We start from the raw sequence: 23,055 nt of genomic DNA, 5'->3' as shown, positions 1-23,055 counted from the left end.
CGCGCCGCCCGGGGGGCGCGGGGAATCGCGTGACGAGCCACGGCGCACCCGCACACGGCGACGGCGCTCCGCATACCGGTGCCATCCACCACCCTCGGCCCACTACCCTAGGTCCCGTGACCATTCGCCTGTACGACACCAACGCCCGGCAGATCCGTGACTTCACCCCGCTCATCCCGGGCTGTGTCTCGATCTACCTGTGTGGTGCCACCGTGCAGGCGGCCCCCCACATCGGGCACATCCGCTCGGGCCTGAACTTCGACATCATGCGCCGCTGGTTCGAATACCGCGGCTACCAGGTGACGTTCGTCCGGAACGTCACGGACATCGACGACAAGATCATCACCAAGTCCGCCGACCAGGGCCGCCCCTGGTGGGCGATCGGCTACGAGAACGAGCGCGCGTTCAACGACGGCTACACCGCGCTCGGCTGCCTCCCGCCGACGTACGAGCCCCGCGCGACGGGACACGTGCCGGAGATGATCGAGATGATGCGCGGGCTCATCGAGCGCGGACACGCCTACGAGGCCGACGGCAACGTCTACTTCGACGTGCGCTCCTACCCGGACTACCTCCAGCTCTCCAACCAGGAGCTGGACAACCTCCGCCAGCCCGAGGGCGAGGGCGAGACCGGCAAGCGGGACCAGCGGGACTTCGCGCTGTGGAAGTCCGCGAAGCCGGGCGAGCCCAGCTGGGAGACGCCGTGGGGGCGCGGCCGGCCCGGCTGGCACCTGGAGTGCTCGGCGATGGCCCACAAGTACCTCGGCGAGGCCTTCGACATCCACGGCGGCGGCCTCGACCTGATCTTCCCGCACCACGAGAACGAGATCGCCCAGGCCAAGGCGTTCGGCGACGACTTCGCCCGGTACTGGGTGCACAACGCCTGGGTCACCATGAGCGGCGAGAAGATGTCGAAGTCCCTCGGGAACTCGGTGCTCGTCTCCGAGATGGTCAAACACTGGCGCCCGATCGTGCTGCGCTACTACCTCGGCACCCCGCACTACCGCTCGATGATCGAGTACAGCGAGGAGTCGCTGCGCGAGGCCGAGGCCGCGTTCGCGCGGATCGACGGGTTCGTGCAGCGCGTGGTGGAGCTGGCCGGGGGAACCGTCGAGCCCTCGCCCGAGGTTCCGCCCGCCTTCGCCGAGGCGATGGACGACGACCTGGGCGTCCCGCAGGCGCTCGCGATCGTGCACACCACCGTCCGCCAGGGCAACTCCGCCCTCGCCGCCGACGACAAGGAAGCGGCCGTCGCCCGCCTCGCCGAGGTCCGCGCCATGCTCGGCGTCCTCGGCCTCGACCCGCTGGACGCGCACTGGTCCGGCGGGGCCGAGAAGGGCGAGGACCTGCACGCCGTGGTCGACACCCTCGTACGCCTCGTCCTCGACCAGCGCGAGTCCGCCCGCGCCCGCAAGGACTGGGCGACCGCCGACGCCATCCGCGACCAGCTGGGCCGGTCCGGCCTCGCGATCGAGGACAGCCCGTCCGGCCCGCGCTGGACCCTCAAGGCCTAGCGCTCCCAGCCAGCAAGATCGACTGTGCCGCCCGGCCCCCCGGGCGGCACACTGCATAAGACGTACGTACGAAACGAAGCTCACGGAGACGGGTAACTCATGGCAGCCAACAACCGCCGCATGTCCGGCAAGAAGGGCGCGCAGGTCGGCAGTGGCGGCCAGCGGCGCCGGGGCCTGGAGGGCAAGGGGCCGACCCCGCCCGCCGAGATGCGCAAGGGACACAAGAAGAACCGCATCGCCACGGTCAAGGCCAAGCAGGCCCAGCGCCGTCCGGTGGCCCGCGGCCGGGGCGGCAAGGGCACGTCCGAGATGGTCGTCGGCCGTAACCCGGTGGTCGAGGCGCTGCGCGAGGGCGTGCCGGCCTCCACCCTCTACGTCCAGCAGTTCATCGACAACGACGAGCGGGTCCGTGAGGCGTTGCAGCTCGCGGCCGAGCGCGGCGGCATCAACCTCATGGAGGCGCCGCGCCCCGAGCTGGACCGCATGACGAACGGCCTCAACCACCAGGGCCTGGTCCTCCAGGTCCCGCCGTACGAGTACGCGCACCCCGAGGACCTGGCCGAGGCGGCCTACGACGAGGGCGAGGACCCGCTGATCGTCGCCCTGGACGGGGTCACCGACCCGCGCAACCTGGGCGCGGTCGTCCGCTCGGTCTCCGCCTTCGGCGGCCACGGCGTGGTCGTCCCCGAGCGGCGCGCGGCCGGCATGACCGCCGGTGCCTGGAAGACGTCGGCCGGTACGGCGGCCCGTACGCCCGTCGCCCGCGCCACGAACCTGACCCGGGCCCTGGAGTCGTACAAGAAGGCCGGCATCGTGGTCGTCGGCCTCGCCGCGGACGGCGAGCACGAGATCGGTGACCTGGCGGCCCTCGGCGGACCCCTCGTCATCGTCGTCGGCAGCGAGGGCAAGGGCCTGTCCCGGCTGGTCGGCGAAACCTGTGACTTCCGGGTCCGGATCCCGATGCCGGGTGGTGCCGAGTCGCTCAACGCGGGTGTGGCCGCGGGGATCGTGCTGTACGAGGCGGCTCGGCAGCGGAGCTGAACAGACGTCCGTGACCGCACCCGCACGGAGTAATTCCGGCGTCCAGGACATCCTTGACGGGGTCCGGACACATCCGGGCGGTCGAGGCAGTGTCCTAACTCCACGTCACTCGGTTAGATGTGTGTGGACACCAGAACACCCCGCACACCCACGGGGGACCGCTTGTCGGGATTCCGCTCCGGATTCACTTCCGGGCCCGACGACGCTCCCGCGCTGAGCATGGTGAAGGTGCCGAGCGATCCGGCGCAGGTCGTCGTCAACAACGCGAGCTTCCGCGTGCAGCTGGGCGTATCGACACGGCGTACCCAATCCCCCCGGGTCGCACGGCACATGAGCGCCACCGAGGACACCGCGCGCATCCCGGTCGTCGGCACGGCGGGCAGAGCGGGGGCGGCGCCCGGCCGTCGCCGCCCGGTCGTCTGGAGCGGCAGGTCCGCGCCCGACGACACCGGCGCGCACCGGCTGCTCCAGGCCGTCCGGGGCGGCAGCGTCCGGCACACCGAGGAGGCCGCCGAACCGGTCGGTGCGACCCAGGTCATCCCACGCGTCGACGACGGCTACGACGCCGTCGGACAGACCGTCGAGACGCCGATGGTCGGCCACCCGCGCTCCCCGGCCTCCGGCGAGAACCGGCTGCTTCCGACCATGCCGGCGGTGGGCAGCGCCTACGACGACCTGACCTACGGCGACCCGCTCTACGACGGCCCGGGCTACGACGAACCGGCCCACGCCGACGACGAGTTCGAGGACTTCGAGGAACCGCGGCGGGCCCGGCGGTCCGGCGACGGCGACCCGGCCCGGCACGCCTACTACCCGGGCCGCCGGATGAACCTGGGCATGGTTCTCCTCCCCCTGCGCATCTTCCTCGGCTTCATCTCCGTCTACGCCGGCATGGGCAAGCTCTGCGACCCCGTCTACTTCGACGGCGGCAAGCGCGGCTCCATGGTCAAGTGGCTCAACACCCTGCACCCCTGGGAAGTGGCCGAGCCGCTGCGTCAGTTCGCGCTCCAGCACCCGGTCGGCTCCGGTCTGGTGATCGCCTTCCTCCAGGTGATCGTCGGCGTCCTGACCGTCCTCGGCTGCTGGCAGCGGGTCGCCGCGGTCGTCGGCGCGCTGCTCTCCGCCGCGCTCATCGTCACCGTCAGCTGGAAGACCGTCCCGGCGTACGACGCCCCCGACATCATCTACCTCGCCGCCTGGTCGCCGCTGATCACCGCCGGCGCCCCCGTCTACTCCGTGGACGGCCGCCTCGCGGGCAGCGCCTGGCGACGCCTCGGCCCCCGTTCCGACATCTGGGACCTGCGCGCCTACGTGCTCCGCCGGGGTGCCCTGATCACGGCCGTCACCGTCGGCCTGACCCTTCTCGTCGGCTCGCTCCTGGGCGGCGCGGTCCGCGACTCCAGCCGCGTGGTCGTCCCAGGCCCCGGCGAGGCGCCCCGCAACAACCTCCCCGGCGACCCGCTGCCCGGCGAGTCGGCCGAGCCCCGCCACCAGGCCCCCTCGGCCTCCACGGCTCCCTCCGGGGGCGCCACGGGGAGCCCCTCGCAGTCGGCGACCACCCCGGGTGCCGACCACAGCACGAGCGGCGCCACCACCGCCCCCAGCGAGACCCAGGGCACCACCGGCCAGGCCCCGCCCCAGCACACCGCCCCCGCACAGACCACAGCGGGCCCCACCTCGGGCGGCACCGCGACCGGCGGCGGCACCTCCTCGACGACCGGCGGCACCGGCACCCACACCGGCAGCACCGGCGGCGGCGCCACCTCCTCGGGCCAGCCGGGCCTGGTAGGCGGCCTACTCGGCTGACAGCCCCCACACGGCGACGGGCCCCGCACCTTACGGCGCGGGGCCCATCACCACACCGGCGCCCCTTTGCACCGGTGGTGGACGACGGTGGTCCGCCCTCCCTCGTAGGGGCGTGGGGTACCGATGCGGATGGCGGTGGTCTGCCGCGCCCGAAGGGGCGCGGGGAACTGCGTGCTCAGGTTCCACGCACCGGTGGTGGACGACGGTGGTCCGCCCTTCCTCGTAGGGGCGTGGGGTACCGATGCGGATGGCGGTGGTCTGCCGCGCCCGAAGGGGCGCGGGGAACTGCGCGCCCAGGCTCCACGCACCGGTGGTGGACGACGGTCGGTCCCCCCGCTAGGGGCGCGGCGGCCTCACCCGCTCGCAGTCGGCGAACCGGTCGCCCCGCCCCCCTTCGGCCTACCGCCCCAGCGAGGCCAGTTCCTTCGCGGCCTCGGACAGATCCTTCGCCGTGTCGATCGCCCGCCAGTACGCCCCCTGCGGAATCGGGAACCCGGCCAGCTGCCGGCTCCGGGCCAGGTGCGGGAACGTGGTCCGTTCGTGGTCCCCACGCTCGGGCAGCATCGCGGCGAACCCGGGAGAGAAGACGTAGACACCCGCGTTGATCTCGAACGTGGACGGCGGTGCCTCGATGAAGTCCGTGATGTGACCGAAGCCGTCCGTCTTCACGGCGCCCCAGGGGATCCGTGGCCGTGCCAGCGCCAGCGTCGCCACCGCGTCCCGCTCCGTGTGGAAGTCGGCCATGTCGCGCAGCGAGAACCGCGTCCAGATGTCGCCGTTCGTGGCGTACCAGGACCGGTCGGTGTGCGGGAGATGCGCGGCCGCGTACTTGAGGCCGCCGCCCCGCCCGAGCGGCTCGGTCTCCACCACCGTCGTGACGGACAGCGGCAGGTCGGCCGTCGCCAGCCACTTCTGCAGGACCTCGGCGAGATGGCCGCAGGAGATCACCACGTCCGTGACGCCCTCCTCGGCGAGCCAGGTCAACTGGTGGCCGATGATCGGCGTGCCCGTACCCGGGATCTCGACCATCGGCTTGGGCCGGTCGTCGGTGTACGGACGAAGCCGTGAGCCCTGGCCACCGGCCAGGACCACGGCTTGAGTGGGGCGCAACGCGGCGTTCGGATGGGTCATGCCCGAACTGTACGACGCGCCCCGTGGTCGGCTTCCAGCCGCGGGGGCCCCTTAAGGAGCCGTTACCCACTTCCCAACCGGCGTTAGAGCTTGCTAACTGTGCGCGGCCAGCACACCGGACGCGAAGGACGTGTCGCAGACCGGGCGGGCGTACGACTGGGCGCGCGAGGCGCCGTAGATGCGGACCGCGGCCCGGCCCAGTGCGCGGGCGATGGACGTGCAGTGCCGCGCCAGCGACGGGTGGCCGTTCACCGCCTGCTGGAGGTGGGTGAGGACCTGGCCGGGGTTCTTGTCCTGGAGCTCGGTCATCAACTGGTCACGCAGCACGTCCTGCGGGGCCTGGGAGAGGGCCTTGGAGGAGACGTGCGCGTCGGACACGTCGGTCGCGGTGAGCACCGAGCTCCGCGGGGATCCGGTCCAGTCGACGCGGGTGACCGCGAGGGTCCCGGAGAGCACCAGGACGACGGGCAGAACGAGGGCGAGAGTGTGGCCGATCCGGCGGGCAGGGCCGCCCCGGTGGCCGCGTCGCGTCTGAGGGGTGGTGGAGTGCTTCACGCGTGTGAGGGTAGCGCGTGGTGATGATTTGGCGACATTTAGTCACCGGTTCGGGGGACGGAAAAGCTCCGTGTTTCGGGTACGAGGTTGACGCACGGTGCTCGAAAACCACCCGCTTGCCGGGGTGAACCGGGTAACGGAAAGGGCCCCGCAGCAGGTCACGGGGCCCTTTCCGGCAACCTGGGTGAATTCACCCTGGTCGGAGGTTTCTCTGCTTGATCGCTCAGTCGGAGAGACGCTCGCCCGTGGACGTCGAGAACACGTGGGTCTCGCCCGGCCGCGGCACGACGTGCAGCGTGGCGCCCTTCTCCGGGACCGCGCGGCCGCTGACGCGGACGACCAGGTCCTTGAGGTCGTCGCCGACCTTGGCGCTGCCGTAGACGTAGCCGTCGGCGCCGAGCTCCTCGACGACGTTCACGGAGACCGCGAGACCGGCCGGCGCGTCCTCGGTGTCCTTGGTGAGGGCGGAGGCGGCCTCGCCGTTGTGCTCGACGATGTCGAAGTGCTCGGGACGGACGCCGACGGTCACCGTGCGGTCGCCCTTGTCGGCGGCGGCCTGCAGGGCCTCACGGTTGACCGGCACCACGCTGTTGCCGAACTTCACTCCGCCGTCGGTGATCGGGACCTCGACCAGGTTCATGGCGGGGGAGCCGATGAAGCCGGCGACGAAGAGGTTGGCCGGACGGTCGTACATGTTGCGCGGCGAGTCGACCTGCTGGAGCAGACCGTCCTTGAGGACCGCGACCCGGTCGCCCATCGTCATGGCCTCGACCTGGTCGTGGGTGACGTAGACGGTGGTGATGCCGAGACGGCGCTGCAGCGACGCGATCTGGGTACGGGTCGAGACACGGAGCTTGGCGTCCAGGTTGGACAGCGGCTCGTCCATGAGGAAGACCTGCGGCTCACGGACGATGGCGCGGCCCATCGCGACACGCTGGCGCTGACCACCGGAGAGCGCCTTCGGCTTGCGGTCCAGGTACTCGGTGAGGTCGAGGATCTTCGCGGCCTCCTCGACCTTCTGCCGGATCTCCGCCTTGTTGACGCCGGCGATCTTGAGCGCGAAGCCCATGTTGTCGGCGACCGTCATGTGCGGGTAGAGGGCGTAGTTCTGGAACACCATGGCGATGTCCCGGTCCTTGGGCGGCAGGTGCGTGACGTCGCGGTCACCGATGCGGATGGCGCCGGCGTTGACGTCCTCCAGGCCCGCGAGCATCCGCAGCGAGGTGGACTTTCCGCAACCCGACGGGCCGACCAGGACGAGGAACTCGCCGTCCTCGATCGCGATGTCGAGGCCGTCGACGGCGGGCTTGGTGGAGCCCGGGTAGATCCGGGTCGCCTTGTCGAACGTGACAGTGGCCATGGCTCAGAGGCCCCCTTCTACCGGCAGGAACGTGCCGGACGATCCGTTGTAGGAAGGTGGTTCGTGTAGTGCACTCGGGTAGACCACCCGAGTGAACTGGATCAGGACGGTACCTGTCGTTCACCCGGTATGTCAGTACCTGGAGCCCTGTGAACTTCACGGAAATTTTCGACAGGCCCCGTCCGGGACGTGGGTACACTGCACTGGCACGTCAGCGCCACGCGCGCGTGCAGGCCTCCTTAGCTCAGCTGGCCAGAGCAACGCACTTGTAATGCGTAGGTCGTCGGTTCGAATCCGACAGGGGGCTCCGACGACACAGGCGACCCGCCCGCTGGGCCCGTGACCTCGTGGTTTCGACTACGTTCGCGGCCCCGCGGCGTCGGCTCCCGCTTGGCAGCCGGTGCTGGTCGCGGGGTGGCCCCTGCCGGTTGATGTGACAGCCGTGCCACTGCCCTGACCGGTGCCGAGCGACGCTTCCGTGATGTCCAGTCCGTTGTCACCGTCGCCCCGGCGTGAGAAGCGGGCGCGGAACGTCATGGCGCTGACGTCGGCCTGCAGATGGGCGGTGGCCCCGTTCTCGGAGTCCCATCGCAGAACCATGACGGGCCCGTCCGTGGTGCAGGTGAAGTTCCCGGCGAAGGCGGGGTGGCCGTTCCTGGCGCGCAGCACGTCCAGCAGAGTGCTCACCACTGGCCGCTTCAGCGCTTCTTCCACTTCGTGGGCCGTGTAGTGGTGGCGGTTGACGTCCCGGCCCACCCCGGTGCGGCTGAGCAGGTCGAGATCGTTGCTGCCGGCCATGAGGCCGACGTAGTAGATCTGGGGGATGCCCGGGACGAAGAGCTGCAGCAGACGGGCCAGCAGATAGGCCCGGTCGTTCTGGCCGAGCGCGTCGTAGAAGGTGCAGTTGACCTGGTACAGGTCGAGGTTCGAGGCGGCGGCACCGGTTGCCAGTCGGCTCGATCCTCCGCTGTTGGCGTGGATGGTCTCGACCAGGTTGTCGATCTGCTCGGCGGACAGGAGGCCGGGTCTGCCGGGTGCGAGCGGGGAGGGGCCGATGTCGATGACGCCGATGCCGTCGTGCGTGTCGAGTACGGTCACCGCGTTCTCCGGACGGATCCGCAGCCACGCGGCAAGCGGTCCGGTGTCCCCCGTCATGAGGGTGTGCAGGACCAGAGGGGGCAGGGCGAAGTCGTACACGAGATCCACCCGGCGTGCGATCTCGATCTGCTGTGTGTGGTGGCCGTGCACCTCGACGAGGATGTGTGCGCCCTGCTCGTGGGCCGAGGACGACAGGCGGTCCATGACGGCGTATGCCTCGTCGGTCATGAAGCAGTCCGTGCCGGCCCTTTTGCCGACGTAGCCGGCGGCGTCCAGACGCACCATCCGCACGCCGGCGGATGTGAGGGAGGACAGCACCCGGGCCAGGTACGCCTCTCCCAGTGGGTGCGCGGCGTTGAGGTCTATCTGTTCGGGCGTGAACGTGGTCCACACCAGCCTCTGCCTTCCTCCCAGAGTCATGGGGGTGAACGGCAGTCCGGGCCGCGGCCGGTAGATGCGTGTCAGGTCCTCTTCGGTGGCACCGTCGGGGAAAACCGCGTCATACGTGAGGAACATCGGTGCCCAGTCGGAATCCTCGCCGCGCTCGACGACATCACGGAATGCTTCCGACCGGGCCGATACGTGGTTGACGATGGCATCCGCCATCACCGTGTGACGCGCGGCCAGATCGGTGATGTCCTGCCAGTCGCCCAGGCGGGAGTCGACGCTCGTGTGGTCGACGGGGTCGAAGCCCGCGTCGGCGCCGTCGTAGGGAACGAAGAAAGGAAGGATGTGGAGCCCGGCGAAGGCGCCCTGGAACGGGCCGTCCATCAAGTGACGTACCCCTTGCAGGGAGCCGCCGAAGCGGTCCGCGTAAGTGATGAGCTGGGGGCCCATTGCGGACCAGGCGTCCGGGGTCGCGGGGCCTGCGCTGGTCATGGGGTCTGCCTTTCAGCTGGTACTGGGGGCGGCCACTGGTTCAGGTCCGGGTGGGACGGCTCGCACACGACATCGGTGAGCAGGCGCGGGTGGGCCCGGCGGTCTCGGTCCGGCGGAGGAACCGGTACGCCGCCGGCGCGCAGCGGTGACGCCTGCGGCTCGGCCGCGTTCTGCGGCGGTGTGCTGTTCAGGGGACCGGTGCCGGGGGCGATCGCCGCTCCGGCCGTGTCGTCGCGGGCCGGTGGAGGGGGCTCGTCGGCACCGTGGAGCTGCCCCGGGTGAGGCGGGGAAAGGGCGCGGGGCAGGGCGGGTTGCGGGAGTGCCCCCCGCACTCGGTGTGGCCGCGGCTGCCGCCCGTCGCGGTTGCCTCGTGCAGTCGAGGACCGCTGGCCCTTCCGGTGCGAGTGATGCCATGGGCCCTGCGCTCGTGGTCGGTCACGGCGATGACGAGCAACTCCCCGGCAAAGGCGCCGAACCCTCGCCGAGGGCGCGGCGCAGGGCGGCGACGCGGGCCGCCCAGATCGTGCGCGACAGAGGCGCGTCCGGCGCGAGTTCCTCGCTGGCGTGGTAAGCGCCCGGATACACGTGCAGTTCGGTCAGGACCCCGGCGGCGGCCAGGCGCAGGCTGAAGGTCACGGACTCGTCGAGGAAGATGTCCTCGCTGCCGACGTCGATGAACACGGGAGGAAGACCGGCGAGTTGCTGCGCGTGTGCCGGCGAGGCGCAGCCGTCGGCGGGCCGGTCGCCGAGATACCAACGCCACGCCTCGATGTTGTTCGAGCGGTCCCAGACACCCAGGTCGGGAAGGCGGCGGGCGCTGTCACTCGCGGAAGTGTGATCGATCATGGGGTAGGGGGCCATCACCAGAAGGACCTGTGGGCCGGCTGCGTCACGGCAGCGTAGAGCCGTGGCCAGAGCCAGACCGCCGCCCGCGCTGCCGCCGAAGACGACGACGCGGTGCGGATCGGCGCCCAGGGATTCGGCGTTGGCCGTGGCCCACGCGAGCGCGGCCACGCAGTCGTCGAGGCCGGCGGGGTAGGGGTGCTCGGGTGCGAGCCGGTAGCCGACCGACACGACGAGGGCACCGCATGCCAGGCCGAGGCGGCCGGCCACGGTGTCGCCGCCGTCCAGGGTGCCCATGATCATTCCGCCGCCGTGGATGAAGAAGATCACCGGCATCCTGGGCCGGCGGGCACGTGGCCGGTAGAGCCGCAGGGGGATGGCGTGCCCTGCCGGGGCTGTGATCGTGACGTCCTCGACGGACAGGCGGTCGGAGAACGCCGTGCGGTGCCGCTGATCGAGGCAGGCGGCGATCTCGCGCCGCCGCGCCAGGTCCGGGATACGGTTCAGTCCGCCGGGAAGCTCTTGGTGCAGTGCGAGGAGCGCCTGCTTCGAGGAGGCGTCCACACGGTCGAACATGGGCAAGGGGCGGTCCTTTCACGTGGTTGTGCGGTGCGCCGGCCCTGCCCGGTGGGTGAGGGGCGGGCGAGATCGGACAGGCGGGGCCAGTCGCGCGCGGGCCGGCGCCGGCGGACGGGCGAGGGCCGCGCAGGCGGTCGTACGGAGCTGCGGCCAGGGTCTTCCGCGGCGTTCGCGGAACGCCGTGGTCATCCCTTCACGGCTCCTTGCAGGAGAGCCGTGACGAAGTGCCGCTGGAAGATCACGAAGACGAGGACCGCCGGAAGCATGATCAGCAGCGAACCGGCGGACAGGAGCACCACGTTGGTGCCGTAGTGCCCCTGGAAGGCGCCGAGGGCTCCGGCGACGGTGCGCTTCGCGGGATCGTCGATCAGGGCGATGGCGAGGAGGAACTGGTTCCACGTCCACAGGAACAGCAGGATCGCCAGGGAGGAGAGGGCCGGTCTGGCCAGCGGGAGGTGGACGCGGCGGAAGACGGTCCACGGTCCTGCCCCGTCCACCGACGCCGCCTCGGTGAGCTCCTTCGGCAGTGACAGGTAGAAGGTGCGCATCCAGACCACGCTGAAGGGCATGAACAGCCCCATGAGCGGGAGGACGAGCGCCCATCGCGTGTTCAGCAGTCCCATCGACTCCAGCTGGTAGTACAGCGGTGTGATCAGCGACTCGGTGGGAACGGTGAGGCCCACCAGCAGGAGACCGAAGACGATGCGGGCGCCGGGGAATCCCAGCACGGCCAAGCCGTAGCCGGCCGCGGCGGCGAGCGCCAGGGCGACAGGGACGACGCCCAGCACGATGAGGAGACTGGAGCCCAGCAGCGGCATCAGATCGGCTGCGTGGAAGGCGTCGACGAAGTTGTGCCAGTGCGGGTGGGACGGCCAGCTGATGCCGTGGGGCGTGGTGTTCTGTGGCGCCAGTGCCGTGGTGAACAGTGACAGGAACGGGATGGCCGTCGCCGCCATGAACAGCACGAGCATGACCCGCCCGGCGATGAGCTGAGGAACGCGATGGTTCATTCTGCGCCTCGGGAGATGCGTTGCAGGGGGGTGACCACGAGGAGGACGAGCACCATGAGGACGATGGCGGTGGCCGACGCCAGCCCGACCTCCCGCTGGGTGAACGCGAGCTGAAAGATCTGCAGGCCGGGGACGAGTGTCTGGGTGCCGGGGCCGCCCTGCGTGGTCACGTAGACGATGTCGAAACTGGCGAGGGCGGCGATCACCGTGACGGTGACGCAGACGCCGATCTCGCGGCGAAGGCCGGGAAGGGTGACGGCCATGAACTCCTGGACAGGGCCGGCGCCGTCGATCCTGGCCGCGTCGTACAGGGTGGGGTCGATCTTGTTGATGCCTGTGATCAGGAGCAGCGTGCACAGCCCGAGGGAGACCCATGAGCCGACGAGACCGACGGCGGTGAAGGCCCAGGTGAAGTCTCCGAGCCAGGCCCTTGACCAGCTGCCCAGCCCGATCGTCCGCAGAAACTGGTTCAGCACTCCGTCGCTGGAGTAGACCCAGCTCCACGCGAGTGCCGCGGCCACCAGGGGAATGACCTGCGGTATGAACAGCACCACGCGCGCCGTCGTGGCCAGCGGCCCGTTCGGCAGGCCGTGCAGCAGGGCCGCGGTGACCAGCCCCAGGCACACGGGGATCACGGTGAAGAAAAGGATCAGCTCGAAGGCGTGGAGGATCGGTGTCAGCTGTTCGGAGGAGGTCAGGACGCGACGGTAGTTGTCGACTCCGACGAAACGGGCGGCTCCGATGCCGTTCCAGTCGTAGAGCGAGTACTGCGCCGACACCACCAGCGGGCGCAGTACGAAGACTGTGTACGGCACCAGCGCCGGAAGCACGAAGAGCAGTCCCGCCCAGCGCCGCGCCCGGAGCCGGGGGCCCGGGCGAGGGGACGCCGGGTCCCGTCGCCCGGAAAGGGCGGTGCGGTCGGAAAGGAGCGTCACTGCGACAGCTCCTTCTCGTAGTCGGCCTGGAGCTTCTTCGCGAAGCCCGCTCCGGTTTCGCGGCCGGTGATGAGTTTCTGCAGCTCCGGCTTGATGGTGTTGGCGTAGATGCCGGCCGTCGCGTTGGCGGTGAAGTCCACGGCGACCCCCTTTTGGGCGAGATCGTTCGTGGCCTGCAGCGTCTGCGCGACCACGGATCCGTCGGCGACGGCCGGCAGCGCCAGATCCGTGGGGCCGCCGGGCGAGGAACCGGTGACATCGACGATGATCTTGCGTGCCTTGCTGTTGGTGTGGACCCAGTTCAGGAAGAAGGCCACCGTCGCGATGTTCTTGGACTTCGCCGGGATCGCGTACGTGGCGGGCGCGCTCATGGCGACCAGGCGGCCGCCGGCCGAGGCGGGCGGCGCGAGGAAGAAGCCGACGTTCTTGCCCATCGACTTCGCGAGGTTCTGCGATTCCCAGTCACCGTTGAACATGAACAGGCCCCCGCCCTTCTCGAACCGGGACATCATGTCGGTGTAGGTCAGGGCGTTGGCGTCCGAGGTGAAGTAGCCCTTCGCTCCCCAGGAGGCGATCTTGTCGGCGGCCTTGACCGTGGCCGGAGTGTCCAGATCGGCTCCGGGTCTGTCGAACACCCAGTTCGCGATCTTCGAGGGGTCCTCGTACTGGTTGAGCAGAGCCTGGAACGGGAAGTTGACGCCGCCGATGTCATTGAACTGCACGATCGGCTGAATTCCGGCCTTCTTGGCCTTGGCCAGCAGACTTTCGAGTTCCGCCACCGTGCTGGGCGGATTCGTCATGCCGATCTTGGCGGCCAGGGTCTTGTTGTAGAAGATTCCGGTGATGTTGTAGCCGATTCCCAGCGCGTACAGCGGTCCGCTGCCGCGGACGCCCTTGTCGCTGACTCTCATCTGGTCGATCAGGCCGGTGGAATACTTGTCCCAGCCGTATGCCCGGGCATATCCGTCAAGGTCGGCCAGCAGGCCGTCCTTGGCGGACGCGACGATGGTAGGAATGCGGATCAGGTCGGGCGCGTCACTGCTCGCCATGACCCTCGGAGCGTTCTGGGTGATGACGGCGAACTGGTCCTGGCGGATCTTGACCTTGACGTTCGGGTACTGCTTCTGGAATTCCTCCGCAAGCTTCACCGGCAGGGGGAAGCCGGTCTCGACGTAGAGGTTCAGGGTGACGGAACCCTTCGGCGCCGTCGTGCTGACCGCCTTGCCCGCCGCGCTCTTGGCGCCGGCCCCGACCGACGAGTTTCCGGGGGCGCTGCAGGCAGCGGTCAGAGCCATGCCTGCGGCAGCGGACAGCACCCATCGACGGGAGGGCCCGGACGTTTGCCGGCCCTCGTGAGAATTGAATCGAGACATGGCGGCGACTCCTTCTGGCGTAAGGAACGGCACTTGTCAGTGCAGTGGGAAGTTTCAGATCAGGGGGTGCGCCAGTGAGTTCGCAGGGTTGTCCGAGCCCGGTGAACAGGGGCGGCGATGTCCCGGCCGGATGGATCGATCGACCAACCGGCGCGCCATCTCGCACTGGCGGCTGCGGCCCAAATCGGCGGCAACGGTACGTGAGGTCGGGTAGGGCGTGAACCGTGGGACCGCAAGGGCAGGTTGCAGTTACGGCGCGGCGAGTTCCAAGGTGGAATTCGTGGCGATGCCGCGCTGTCCATCTCGTGGTGCGACCCGGTCAGGGTGGCGGGCGCTACGAGAGATGCGGCAGAGACGTGCCCGGCGCGCTCGTGGAGAACGGGCACATGAGAGCCGGTGTGCGGTGCACCGTGTTGTGCGACGCCTGCGGTCCAGGTAAGCGGTCGCTCACGGCAGTCTCCGGCGCGCGGGCTACGACGGCGCCACCACGCGCGGCGGGGCAGTGGTGTCGCGTAGTTCGAGCCTGGTCGGCATTTGCATGTGGTCCGCCACCTTCGCGTCGGGGTTGTCGAGCCGGCTCAGGAGCAGCCGGGCCGCTTCTGCGCCCTGGTCGGCGACCGGCTGCGCGATGGTCGTGAGACCGATCACCGCCGACAGTTCGTGATCGTCGAAGCCGACGAGCGAGATGTCGTCGGGCACCCTGAGCCGGTGCAGTCGCAAGGCGCGCAGCGCTCCCATCGCCATCTCGTCGGACTGGGCGAACACCGCTGTGGGAGGGTTGGCGACAGCCAGCAGTCTGCTCATGGCCCGCTCACCTCCCTCGACCGTGTATTCACCATCCACTTCCAGTTGGGCGTCGTAGGTGATGCCGCTTTCGTCCAGTACGTTCAGATAGCCGAGCCGGCGCTCGACGGGAGTCGTCCAGTGCAGCGGCCCGCTGCTGCCGGCGATCATGCCGATCCTGCGGTGCCCCAGGTTGACAAGATGGCGGACGGCCGCCTCCGCCCCGGCCCGGTCGTCGATGCCCACCACCGTGAAGCCGGGGCGGGCCGCACCGACGACTGCCGCCAGCGGCACGTCCAGTGAGCGCAGAGCGGCGGCTTCGTCCTCGTCGGGGATGAGGAGCGAGAGGACGGCGTCCACTCGCTTGCGCACCGGGAGCTTGGTGAAGAAGCGCTTGCGAACGTCCGCCGAGCCGAGGTTGTAGAGCAGTACGTCGTACCCGGCGGCACTGAGAACCCGTTCCGCCGCGTCGAGCACGGTGCCGAAGAACCATCGTCCGAGGTACGGGGCGACCACACCGACCGTGTACGTCCGCCCGCTGGCGAGACTCGACGCCGAGCGTGACGCCACGTAGCCGAGAGAGGCCGCGGTCTCCGCGATCCGTGCCCGCACCTCGTCGGAGACGCCGGTCCGGCCTCGCAGTGCACGCGACACCGTGGAGGGAGAGACACCCACCGCCTGCGCGACATCGGTGAGACTGGCGGTCATGTGGTGCCTCCCGGCTGCGCTGTTCGCGGACGTCTGAGGGGCGGACGACCAGAACGTAAGCCAGCCGCTCGCCGTGCGCAAGCGCTTGAGCTGAACTTTCTCAAGGGATCTTTGACCATGAGTCCCTTGCCGGGAACGCAAAGAGCACATGCGCTTGCGTAGACGCGCGGGCGCAGGCGCGAGCGGCAGGTTCTGTGAGGGCCGGAGGGGGAGACTCGCCTCGGCTGCTCGGCTGCTCGGCTGCTCGGCTGCTCGGCTGCTCGGCTGCTGCGACTGCCCGAGACGCCGCCGAGGATTCCCTGGAGAACGATCAGGACACCGCGGAGTGCACACTCAACGCACTGCCCTGCTTGGAAATGAACCTTGCACTCGGCCCCGAGCCGCTGCTTCGGGTTGCCCGCGGACTGCCTGCCGAAGGCAGCGGACCCATCGCATGCGGATGCCGACCGGCGGGGAAGGCCGGCGCCGCATGGTTGAGCGAGCGGCGGACGGCAGACCCGCTTCACTCGCGATCACCGCAGGTGCGCCGCCGGCTCTTCAGCCGGCGGCGCTTCCGGTGGCCGCCCGTACACTCTCCGCCGCGGTTCGCCACGTTCTCGGCGGGGCGGTCAGGGAACGATGTAGTTCGCGGCGCGGAACAGTTCGTACCACTCGGCGCGGGTCAGCGGGACGTCCGATCCGAGGGCGGCGTCCGTGACGCGCTGCGGGGTGGTGGTACCGATGACGACCTGCATCCGGGCGGGGTGCCGGGTGATCCAGGCGGTCGCGATGGCGAGGGCGGGCACACCGTACTTCGCCGCCAGGCGGTCGATGACGGCGTTGAGCTCGGGGTGGCGCTCCGAGCCGAGGAACGGTCCGTCGAAGAACCCGGCCTGGAACGGCGACCAGGCCTGCACGGTGATGTCGTGCAGTCGGCAGTAGTCGAGGAGACCGTCGTCGCGGCTGACCGACTGCTCCAAGCCCTGCATGTTGGCCGCGACGCCCTGCGCGACGAGCGGCGCGTGGGTGATCGACAGCTGGAGCTGGTTGGCCACCAGCGGCTGCGTGACGTGGCGCTTCAGCAGGTCTATCTGGCGGGGCGTGTGGTTCGAGACGCCGAAGGCCCTCACCTTGCCCGCCGTCGCGAGTTCGTCGAACGCCCGCGCCACTTCCGCGGGTTCGACCAGCGCGTCGGGACGGTGCAGGAGCAGGATGTCGAGGTAGTCGGTGCCAAGGGCCTTGAGCGAACCGTCCACCGACTCGACGATGTGTTCGTAGGAGAAGTCGAAGTACGGGCCTTCGCGGACGATGCCCGCCTTCGACTGGATGATCAGCTTCTCGCGCTGCGAGGCGCTCAGCTGCATGGCCTCGGCGAAGCGGCGCTCGCAGCCGTGCAGTTCGCTGCCGTACACGTCGGCGTGATCGAGGAAGGTGATGCCGGCGTCCATCGCGGCGGCGAGGAGTTCTCGTACCTCCGCGTCGCTCTTGTCCTGGATGCGCATCAGGCCGAGCACGATGTTCGGGACGACCATCTCGGTGCCGGGCAGCTTGAAGGTCTTCACGGTGGGTTTCCTTGTCCGTAAGCGGTGTGCGGTGCCGGTACCGGGCGTCTCAGGCCGCCGACAGGCGGGAGATCTGTTCGGGAGTCAGCGTGACGTCGGTGGCGGCGGCCGAGTCGCGGATGCTCTCGGGGCGAGAGGCCCCGGGGATCGGCACCACCACGGGAGCGAGGGCGAGCTGCCAGGCCAGGGTCACCCGGTAGACGCTGACGCCCACCTCGTCGGCGACCTCCCGGAAGACGGCGTGCTGCGCCGAGAGCGCGGGCGCGGCGGCGATGCCGCCCAGCGGGCTCCAGGGCAGGAACGCGATGCCGAGTCCGGCGCAGTGTTCCAGCTCGCCCTGGCTTGAGCGGAACCTGGGCGAGAACTGGTTCTGGACCGAGGCGAGCCGGCCGCCCAGGATCTCGTTCGCCTCGTCGATCTGGTGCACGGTCGCGTTCGAGATGCCCGCCATGAGGATCACGCCCTCGTCGAGCAGGTCACGGATCGCACCGACGGAATCGGCGTACGGGACGCGCGGATCGGGGCGGTGGAACTGGTAGAGGCCGATCGCCTCGACGCCCAGGCGTCTGGCCGACTCCTTGGCGGCCTGCTTGAGGTGGGCCGGATCGCCGTTCACGGTCCAACTGCCGTCGCCGGGCCGCAGATGACCGCCCTTCGTCGCGACGAGCACGTCGCCCGCTCCCGGGCCGTACTCGCGCAGCGCCCGGGCGATGAGCTCCTCGTTGTGTCCGACCTCGCCGGCGTCGCGGTGATATGCGTCCGCCGTGTCTATGAGCGTGACACCGGCGTCGAGTGCGGCGTGGATCGTCGCGATCGATCTGCCGGTGTCCGGCCGGCCCTCGATGGACATCGGCATGCCGCCGAGTCCGATCGCCGACACCGTCCGCCCGCCGATCGTGCGTTGCTTCATCGAACGTCTCCTCCGGATGTGGAAGACAGAAGACAGGGGGCCGAGGCCTTCTCGCACGAATTCGTCTCGCGTGCTCGCCCCGCGCGGGTCTTCGCTCGCTGAAGGCCTGCCTGAGCGAGCCTAGGAATCGATGATTCACAAGTCCAACAGCGGTTCGTCATGGCATTAAGAAGCGGAATGGATGAATAGAGCTGCCCGGGCGCAGGTGCCGTGTCGGCTGGGTGGGTCAGGGGCTGGTGTGGGTGGCGAGGTGTTCGGCGAGTCGGGTGCGGTAGGTGGTGATGCGGGCGGCGCGGTTCGCGGTGACGGCGCCGATGAGGGTGAGAGGGCCTTGGTGGCCGCCGGCGCGCAGGGCTTGGGTGGCCCGGAGTCCGGCGAGGGAGGCGCCGACGACGATGCTGTGGGGTGGGGTGGTCACGGCGATTTTTCGACGGTGATGGCGCGGACGGGGCAGGAGGCGGCGGTCCTGACGACCTTGCCGTGGCGGGCGCGGTCGGGTTCGGCGTCGTAGACGAGGTAGTCGTCGTCGAAGGAGAAGACTTCGGGGGCGGCGAAGACGCATTGACCGTGGCTTTCGCACAGGTTCATGTCGACGGTGACCTTGACGGTGGTGCTCATGCGGTGCCTCCCTCGACGGGCTGGTGCGCGGGTGGGTTGAAGCGGGAGTACTGCGGGGTGCTCCAGCTCAGAGGGGAGGCGTGGTCGGTCTGGACGACGTGGTGGATGGTGAATTCGACGATGCGCTGGGCACCGGGGACGGCGTCGGCGTGGTCGGGGTTCCAGTCGACGGTGGCGGTGCCGGTGAGCTGGAGGAGGGTGCCGGTGGTCCAGTCGGGGACGAGGAGGCCGGCGTGGGGGTTGACCTGGAGGTTGCCAAGGGTGTTGAACATGGCGTTGCCGGCGTAGTCGGGCCACCGGAGTCGTGTCGGGCCGAGGGTTTGGAGGAAGCCGGGGTTGCCGCCGCGGTGGGAGGCGTCGGCGTTGCCGTCCTGGTCGGCGGTGGCGATGAAGAAGGTGTCCGCTGTGGTGAGGAACGCGACTTGTCCGGCGCTGAGTTCGTGGCTGTGGCGGGGGGCGGCGGGGCTGGTGGGCCGCTTGGTGGGCTCCCGTTTCTGGATGTATTTGGGGCAGTTGGCGTAGACCTGGTCGAGGGTGACGTGGAGGCCGCCGGGGGTGGGGTGGGCGGTGCCGTTCATGCGCATGCGTCGCCGGGTGGTGGACTCCATGGCGAGCATGCCGAGGTGGGTGGGGCGGGTGAGTGGTTCGTGGAGCGGGTCTCCGGGTGGCGGCACGGCGGCGATGTCCAGGGACGTGGGGCCGGGGGCGGAGATGAATCCGGGTTCGCCGGTGAGTTGTGAGGCCCAGACGTCACCGTTGGCGTCGGTGCCGCCGATGACGATCACAGGTTGTTCGGCGAGGAAGTCGCGTGCGATGCCGGGGATCGCTGATCCGATGGCCGCGGAGGAGAAGTCGGCGTTGTCCAGCAGGCCGGCTCGTTCCTGCGCGATGCGTTCGCCGTGGTGGTAGGCACCCATGTCCGGCTCCTTTCCGGGTCGGTGGATGGCGGGCCCGGGCTGCCGCCGGGCAGCGGCGGCCCGGGGGCCGGAATGTCCGATGGGCGGCCCGCGACCTTGACGGGCTCGGTCACGTACCGGGCCGCAGAGGCGTGTGTCCTGTGTCCGGCCGGATCGGCGGGCGGTGTCGTGCGGCTTCGGAAGCAGGGCGGAGCTGGGAGTCAGGCGGAGCGCCGGCGACCGCCGGCAACTCGCGGAAGACGAGCCGCACGACGCCCTCGGCCCGGCGGAAACCTGCTACGGGCTTAGAAGAAGCCGCAGGTCGGAGCGGCTCCCGTGGGGGCGGGGGCGTTCTCCGCGCCGGTGGGGGCGTAGATCTCCAGGCGGATGCCGTCGGGGTCGGTGAAGAAGATGCCGCCGGACGCGGCGCCTTCGCCGTGGGAGACGACGCCGTCGTGGATGACGTCGACGCCGAGCTCCCGCAGGACCGCCTCGGCGGTCTTCACGTCGTCGATGGATTCGACCTGGAAGGACAGGTGGTGCAGGCCCGCGGTTCCGGTGGCGAACGCGGCGCTGCTCTGCTGCCACAGGGTCAGGACGAGGCGGCCGTCACGGCCGAGGAAGGCCCAGCGCTGGGCCTCGTCCTTGCCTTCGGCGATGGTCTCGAAGCCGAGGACGCGGCTGTAGAAGGGCAGCGACGTGCCGAGGTCGTTGACGTTCAGGCCGACGTGGCCGGTCTGCAGGGGGGTGTTGGCGAGGGAGGGGGACATGCGGGACGCCTTCCGTTGTGCGAAGCCGGGCAAGGCGTATGGAACCTAACCGATGAAATGAACGTTAATGGTTACATCGAACAGGGTCAACCGGTAAAACGTGGGTCAGCGGTTATCCTGGCCTCACGAGGCGAAAGGGCATCTTGATGAACAGTGACCCAGGCCGCGCCATCGGCGCGGACCCCCGCCCCCTCATCGGTGAGCCGCTGCCGCTGGACCTGCTCAACAGCCGCTGGATCGACGAGAGTGGTGAGCACGACCTGCTGGAGCACCCCGGCGGGATGGGGATCTGGCTCTCCTCCGCGGGGCTCGCCGACACCGCACCGCACAACCAGGAGACCCTCGACGCGCTCCTGGCCACCCGCACGGCGCTTGCCGCGCTCCTCGACGGGAAGGCCGATTCCGGGCAGGCCGTCGATGGGCTGAACGAAACCCTCCGGCACGGCAGGCTCCGACGCCGGCTCGGCCCCGAGGGTCCCGAGACCGTCATCGACACCGATTCCCCCAGCTGGCTGCCGGCCTGGAAGGCGGCCGACACCTACCTGCGGCTGCTGGAGGAGAACCCCGGCCGCATCCGCAAGTGCGCCAACCCCGAGTGCGTCCTGCATTTCTACGACATCTCCAAGAGCGGCGGCCGCCGCTGGTGCTCCATGGCCGTCTGCGGGAACCGCACCAAGGCCCGCCGCCACTACACGCGACACAAGAAGAGCGCCCCGGTTCCTGATGCCGATCGGTAGGCCGTGGTCCCCCTGCCGTTGCCCTCGCCGGGCAAGCCGGGGCTCCCGCCGGGTCGCCGAGCGGGAGATCTTCGCGTACCGCCGCATCGGTGAAGGCGGCAAGCGGACCGGTTGCCGCCTTCACCGTCTCCTGGCCAGGTCGCAACACGTCAGGGACTGCGAACCGACCGTGGGAGGGTGCCGCGATGATGTTCGACTGGGGAAGGCAGAGGCTGCACGAGCGCGATCTGTCCGACGAGCGAGGTTCTGCGCCTGCCGGGCGGCGGTCGTCTCCCCTGCCTGGACGATCCGGTCAGGTTCAACGAGGTGATCGGGAGTTTCCTGCTCGGGTAGGTGAAGATCCGCCTCGACGAAGGGCACGCGGCGAGCGGTGTCCGCCGTCGCGGGGCGCGGATCGCCCCGCGGCCGGCCGGCCGGTGGCCGCGGGGCGATCAGGAGACGTTCAGAAGACGTAGGGGATGTCGTGGATGACGTCCTGGTGGCGGATGCGCCACACTCCGTCGGTCCGGCGGAAGGTGAAGCGGTAGTACCCGGACTCGATCGGCTTGATGGTGCCCTGGGCGCCGAAGGTGCCGGCGGGCCATCCGCCCTCGGGCTTCCTGGTTCCGGCCACGTCGAAGGTGATGAACTGGGTTTCGATGCCGGCTTCGTCGCCGTCGATGGAGACCAGGTGGTCGTAGGTGGTGTGGTGGCTCCAGCCCAGGGGCGGGTGCGGCGCCATGGCCGTGGACATGGCCGCCGCGATCTGCTCTCCCCCGGAGAGGGTTCCGAGCAGTTCCGTCCCGTCGGGGCCGCGGTAGTGGATCTCGACGACGGCGTCGGCCTCGTAGAGCTCTGCCAGCGCCTCGCCGTCGCGCCGGTCCGCGGCCCGGGTGTAACGAGAAACGATCTCCCTGAGCTCGCTCTCGGTGTTGACGGTGTTGACGGTGCTCATGGTGTTCTCCGGTTCCCTGCGTGTGGGTGTCTGTGCATCCGCGGCGGACGGCCCCGCCCGGTCGCGTGCGTGCCGGGCCCTCGTGCAGGCGGCTGCCGGGGCGACGCAATATGCATGTGTGAAAAGTACATATTCTCGAGAGGAAGTGCAACTTTCATAGTTGCTAATATGGGTGCGCCAGGAACCGCCTGGACCGAGCGCTGGAACGAAGGGGTGCGGGCATGCTGGACGTGAGGTTCTCCAGTGCGCTGAAGGCCATGCTCCTGCTGGGGCATGGCGAGGAGGAGGGCAGTCCCGTCCTCAGCTCGACCCAGCTCGCCAGGAGCCTGGACACCAACCCGAGCCTGGTGCGCAAGCTGATGGTCCCGCTGGTACGGGACGGTCTCGTCGCGTCCATCAAGGGCCGCGGCGGGGGTGTCCGCCTGGGCCGGCCCGCGGACCGGATCACGCTGGAAGAGATCTACCGCTCAGCCATGGGCGACAAGCCGCTGTGGGCCCCCCGGCCGGAGGGGCCGCGGGAGTGCCTGGTCACCAACCACTCCGCCGAGTACTTCGTCAGGCTCACCGACGAGACCGAGGCGGCCGTCCTGGCCGCGCTGGCAGACCGCACCCTCGCCGACAGCCTCGACGAGCTGCGGGCCATCGACCGGGCTGCGGGTGCTCCCGCCGCACGCTCCCGCGACGGGCGACCTGCCTGACAGCGAGCCCGGGCGTCGAGGTGTGCCGATCCCGAGGGATCGTGAGCTTCAACGAGGCCCGGCCCCGCCCGGGGGAGGGCGAGGCCGGGGATCCCGCGCCCGTTCAGCGCACCTTTCGGAAGGTCTCGCGGACGTCGCCGACGTAGGCCTCGGGGTTCTCGTCATGGCCGAAGTGGCCGCCCTTGGCGTGGGCGTTGACGTTGACCGCGTTGAAGAGGCCGCGGGTCGGGCCGTTGGGCCGGGCACCCCGCGGAGGTCCGCAGAGGTCTGTGGAGGTGGCCGCGCGGGCGGCGCCGCCTTTCGGTGAGGACGGCATCCTCACCGAAAGGCGGCGGC

Annotated in this window: 22 protein-coding genes and 1 tRNA gene; 6 read left to right on the top strand and 17 right to left on the bottom strand. The window is 69.8% G+C overall.

The genetic code is table 11. The features are described 5' to 3' along the window. The first annotated feature begins 116 nt into the window (after positions 1-116). The 3 genes from cysS to LQ326_RS32070 all read left to right on the top strand — a co-directional run bounded on the left by cysS (position 117) and on the right by LQ326_RS32070 (position 4,361). The gene (gene cysS, locus LQ326_RS32080) at positions 117-1,514 is read left to right on the top strand and encodes a cysteine--tRNA ligase (RefSeq protein WP_234542560.1); all 1,398 of its coding nucleotides are present in this window, start codon (positions 117-119) and stop codon (positions 1,512-1,514) included. A 99-nt stretch (positions 1,515-1,613) separates the two neighbouring features. Then, a complete protein-coding gene (gene rlmB / locus LQ326_RS32075) occupies positions 1,614-2,555 on the top strand; it encodes a 23S rRNA (guanosine(2251)-2'-O)-methyltransferase RlmB (RefSeq protein ID WP_234542559.1) in 942 nt (313 codons plus the stop codon). 117 nt (positions 2,556-2,672) lie between these two features. After that, a complete protein-coding gene (locus LQ326_RS32070) occupies positions 2,673-4,361 on the top strand; it encodes a DoxX family protein (RefSeq protein ID WP_234542558.1) in 1,689 nt (562 codons plus the stop codon). A gap of 399 nt (positions 4,362-4,760) precedes the next feature. On the opposite strand, the gene LQ326_RS32065 is transcribed toward LQ326_RS32070, so the two are convergent. From LQ326_RS32065 to LQ326_RS32055, 3 genes are all read right to left on the bottom strand, one after another. After that, on the bottom strand, positions 4,761-5,492 hold the full coding sequence (locus LQ326_RS32065) for a nucleotidyltransferase family protein (protein WP_234542557.1): 732 nt from the start codon (positions 5,490-5,492) through the stop codon (positions 4,761-4,763). Between the two features lie 93 nt (positions 5,493-5,585). Beyond that, positions 5,586-6,047 carry a hypothetical protein gene (locus tag LQ326_RS32060; protein WP_234542556.1) on the bottom strand — a complete coding sequence of 154 codons (462 nt, stop codon included), beginning with the start codon at positions 6,045-6,047 and terminating at the stop codon, positions 5,586-5,588. 223 nt (positions 6,048-6,270) lie between these two features. After that, on the bottom strand, positions 6,271-7,407 hold the full coding sequence (locus LQ326_RS32055) for an ABC transporter ATP-binding protein (protein ID WP_234542555.1): 1,137 nt from the start codon (positions 7,405-7,407) through the stop codon (positions 6,271-6,273). A gap of 233 nt (positions 7,408-7,640) precedes the next feature. Here LQ326_RS32055 and LQ326_RS32050 point away from each other — a divergent pair. Then, positions 7,641-7,714: transfer RNA gene (locus tag LQ326_RS32050), tRNA-Thr, on the top strand. A 50-nt stretch (positions 7,715-7,764) separates the two neighbouring features. Here LQ326_RS32050 and gtfA read toward each other — a convergent pair. The 12 genes from gtfA to LQ326_RS31990 form a co-directional block, all read right to left on the bottom strand. Next, the gene (gene gtfA, locus LQ326_RS32045) at positions 7,765-9,384 is read right to left on the bottom strand and encodes a sucrose phosphorylase (RefSeq protein ID WP_234542554.1); all 1,620 of its coding nucleotides are present in this window, start codon (positions 9,382-9,384) and stop codon (positions 7,765-7,767) included. A 435-nt stretch (positions 9,385-9,819) separates the two neighbouring features. Beyond that, positions 9,820-10,803, bottom strand: a complete 984-nt coding sequence (locus tag LQ326_RS32040; protein ID WP_234542553.1) for an alpha/beta hydrolase — start codon at positions 10,801-10,803, stop codon at positions 9,820-9,822. 188 nt (positions 10,804-10,991) lie between these two features. Beyond that, positions 10,992-11,816, bottom strand: coding sequence for a carbohydrate ABC transporter permease (locus LQ326_RS32035; RefSeq protein WP_234542552.1), 825 nt, complete (start codon positions 11,814-11,816; stop codon positions 10,992-10,994). Continuing rightward, on the bottom strand, positions 11,813-12,751 hold the full coding sequence (locus LQ326_RS32030; RefSeq protein ID WP_234542551.1) for a carbohydrate ABC transporter permease: 939 nt from the start codon (positions 12,749-12,751) through the stop codon (positions 11,813-11,815). Before LQ326_RS32030 ends, LQ326_RS32035 begins: the two co-directional genes overlap by 4 nt. Beyond that, on the bottom strand, positions 12,748-14,046 hold the full coding sequence (locus LQ326_RS32025) for an ABC transporter substrate-binding protein (RefSeq protein ID WP_234542550.1): 1,299 nt from the start codon (positions 14,044-14,046) through the stop codon (positions 12,748-12,750). Before LQ326_RS32025 ends, LQ326_RS32030 begins: the two co-directional genes overlap by 4 nt. Before the next feature lie 549 nt (positions 14,047-14,595). Further along, positions 14,596-15,615 (bottom strand): LacI family DNA-binding transcriptional regulator, encoded by a 1,020-nt coding sequence (locus LQ326_RS32020; RefSeq protein ID WP_234542549.1) that lies wholly within the window; start codon positions 15,613-15,615, stop codon positions 14,596-14,598. Between the two features lie 608 nt (positions 15,616-16,223). After that, positions 16,224-17,156: an aldo/keto reductase gene (locus LQ326_RS32015; RefSeq protein ID WP_234542548.1), complete on the bottom strand. Its 933-nt coding sequence runs from the start codon at positions 17,154-17,156 to the stop codon at positions 16,224-16,226. Positions 17,157-17,205: 49 nt separating this feature from the next. Further along, a complete protein-coding gene (locus LQ326_RS32010) occupies positions 17,206-18,066 on the bottom strand; it encodes an aldo/keto reductase (RefSeq protein ID WP_234542547.1) in 861 nt (286 codons plus the stop codon). 226 nt (positions 18,067-18,292) lie between these two features. After that, positions 18,293-18,484 carry a hypothetical protein gene (locus LQ326_RS32005; RefSeq protein WP_234542546.1) on the bottom strand — a complete coding sequence of 64 codons (192 nt, stop codon included), beginning with the start codon at positions 18,482-18,484 and terminating at the stop codon, positions 18,293-18,295. Continuing rightward, on the bottom strand, positions 18,481-18,684 hold the full coding sequence (locus LQ326_RS32000) for a ferredoxin (RefSeq protein WP_234542545.1): 204 nt from the start codon (positions 18,682-18,684) through the stop codon (positions 18,481-18,483). The genes LQ326_RS32005 and LQ326_RS32000 overlap by 4 nt, the downstream gene beginning before the upstream one ends. After that, the gene (locus LQ326_RS31995) at positions 18,681-19,601 is read right to left on the bottom strand and encodes a pyridoxamine 5'-phosphate oxidase family protein (RefSeq protein WP_234542544.1); all 921 of its coding nucleotides are present in this window, start codon (positions 19,599-19,601) and stop codon (positions 18,681-18,683) included. The genes LQ326_RS32000 and LQ326_RS31995 overlap by 4 nt, the downstream gene beginning before the upstream one ends. Before the next feature lie 284 nt (positions 19,602-19,885). Further along, positions 19,886-20,350: a VOC family protein gene (locus tag LQ326_RS31990; RefSeq protein ID WP_234542543.1), complete on the bottom strand. Its 465-nt coding sequence runs from the start codon at positions 20,348-20,350 to the stop codon at positions 19,886-19,888. Positions 20,351-20,496: 146 nt separating this feature from the next. On the opposite strand from LQ326_RS31990, the gene LQ326_RS31985 reads away from it, so the two are divergent. Beyond that, positions 20,497-21,087 carry a CGNR zinc finger domain-containing protein gene (locus LQ326_RS31985; RefSeq protein ID WP_234542542.1) on the top strand — a complete coding sequence of 197 codons (591 nt, stop codon included), beginning with the start codon at positions 20,497-20,499 and terminating at the stop codon, positions 21,085-21,087. A gap of 442 nt (positions 21,088-21,529) precedes the next feature. Here the strand turns inward: LQ326_RS31985 and LQ326_RS31980 are convergent, their stop codons facing one another. Continuing rightward, positions 21,530-22,021 (bottom strand): nuclear transport factor 2 family protein, encoded by a 492-nt coding sequence (locus tag LQ326_RS31980; protein ID WP_234542541.1) that lies wholly within the window; start codon positions 22,019-22,021, stop codon positions 21,530-21,532. Between the two features lie 221 nt (positions 22,022-22,242). On the opposite strand from LQ326_RS31980, the gene LQ326_RS31975 reads away from it, so the two are divergent. Beyond that, positions 22,243-22,719: an Rrf2 family transcriptional regulator gene (locus LQ326_RS31975; RefSeq protein WP_234542540.1), complete on the top strand. Its 477-nt coding sequence runs from the start codon at positions 22,243-22,245 to the stop codon at positions 22,717-22,719. A gap of 103 nt (positions 22,720-22,822) precedes the next feature. Here the strand turns inward: LQ326_RS31975 and LQ326_RS31970 are convergent, their stop codons facing one another. Next, positions 22,823-23,035 carry a hypothetical protein gene (locus tag LQ326_RS31970; protein ID WP_234542539.1) on the bottom strand — a complete coding sequence of 71 codons (213 nt, stop codon included), beginning with the start codon at positions 23,033-23,035 and terminating at the stop codon, positions 22,823-22,825. Between the last annotated feature and the right edge of the window lie 20 nt (positions 23,036-23,055).

Origin of the sequence: Streptomyces shenzhenensis (assembly GCF_021462265.1) — a bacterium.
Taxonomy (GTDB): Bacteria; Actinomycetota; Actinomycetes; order Streptomycetales; family Streptomycetaceae; genus Streptomyces; species Streptomyces shenzhenensis.
Note: the sequence above shows the minus strand (reverse complement) of the source record. Positions and strands in the feature narration are given on the sequence as shown.

Bases quoted from the DNA above. Each gene is read 5' to 3' on its own strand.
- rlmB (WP_234542559.1), top strand. From the start codon at position 1,614: ATGGCAGCCAACAACCGCCGCATGTCCGGCAAGAAGGGCGCGCAGGTC.
- LQ326_RS32070 (WP_234542558.1), top strand. From the start codon at position 2,673: ATGTGTGTGGACACCAGAACACCCCGCACACCCACGGGGGACCGCTTG.
- LQ326_RS32065 (WP_234542557.1), bottom strand. From the start codon at position 5,492: ATGACCCATCCGAACGCCGCGTTGCGCCCCACTCAAGCCGTGGTCCTG.
- LQ326_RS32055 (WP_234542555.1), bottom strand. From the start codon at position 7,407: ATGGCCACTGTCACGTTCGACAAGGCGACCCGGATCTACCCGGGCTCC.
- gtfA (WP_234542554.1), bottom strand. From the start codon at position 9,384: ATGACCAGCGCAGGCCCCGCGACCCCGGACGCCTGGTCCGCAATGGGC.
- LQ326_RS32040 (WP_234542553.1), bottom strand. From the start codon at position 10,803: ATGTTCGACCGTGTGGACGCCTCCTCGAAGCAGGCGCTCCTCGCACTG.
- LQ326_RS32035 (WP_234542552.1), bottom strand. From the start codon at position 11,816: ATGAACCATCGCGTTCCTCAGCTCATCGCCGGGCGGGTCATGCTCGTG.
- LQ326_RS32025 (WP_234542550.1), bottom strand. From the start codon at position 14,046: ATGGCTCTGACCGCTGCCTGCAGCGCCCCCGGAAACTCGTCGGTCGGG.
- LQ326_RS32020 (WP_234542549.1), bottom strand. From the start codon at position 15,615: ATGACCGCCAGTCTCACCGATGTCGCGCAGGCGGTGGGTGTCTCTCCC.
- LQ326_RS32010 (WP_234542547.1), bottom strand. From the start codon at position 18,066: ATGAAGCAACGCACGATCGGCGGGCGGACGGTGTCGGCGATCGGACTC.
- LQ326_RS32000 (WP_234542545.1), bottom strand. From the start codon at position 18,684: ATGAGCACCACCGTCAAGGTCACCGTCGACATGAACCTGTGCGAAAGC.
- LQ326_RS31995 (WP_234542544.1), bottom strand. From the start codon at position 19,601: ATGGGTGCCTACCACCACGGCGAACGCATCGCGCAGGAACGAGCCGGC.
- LQ326_RS31990 (WP_234542543.1), bottom strand. From the start codon at position 20,350: ATGTCCCCCTCCCTCGCCAACACCCCCCTGCAGACCGGCCACGTCGGC.
- LQ326_RS31985 (WP_234542542.1), top strand. From the start codon at position 20,497: ATGAACAGTGACCCAGGCCGCGCCATCGGCGCGGACCCCCGCCCCCTC.
- LQ326_RS31980 (WP_234542541.1), bottom strand. From the start codon at position 22,021: ATGAGCACCGTCAACACCGTCAACACCGAGAGCGAGCTCAGGGAGATC.
- LQ326_RS31975 (WP_234542540.1), top strand. From the start codon at position 22,243: ATGCTGGACGTGAGGTTCTCCAGTGCGCTGAAGGCCATGCTCCTGCTG.
- LQ326_RS31970 (WP_234542539.1), bottom strand. From the start codon at position 23,035: ATGCCGTCCTCACCGAAAGGCGGCGCCGCCCGCGCGGCCACCTCCACA.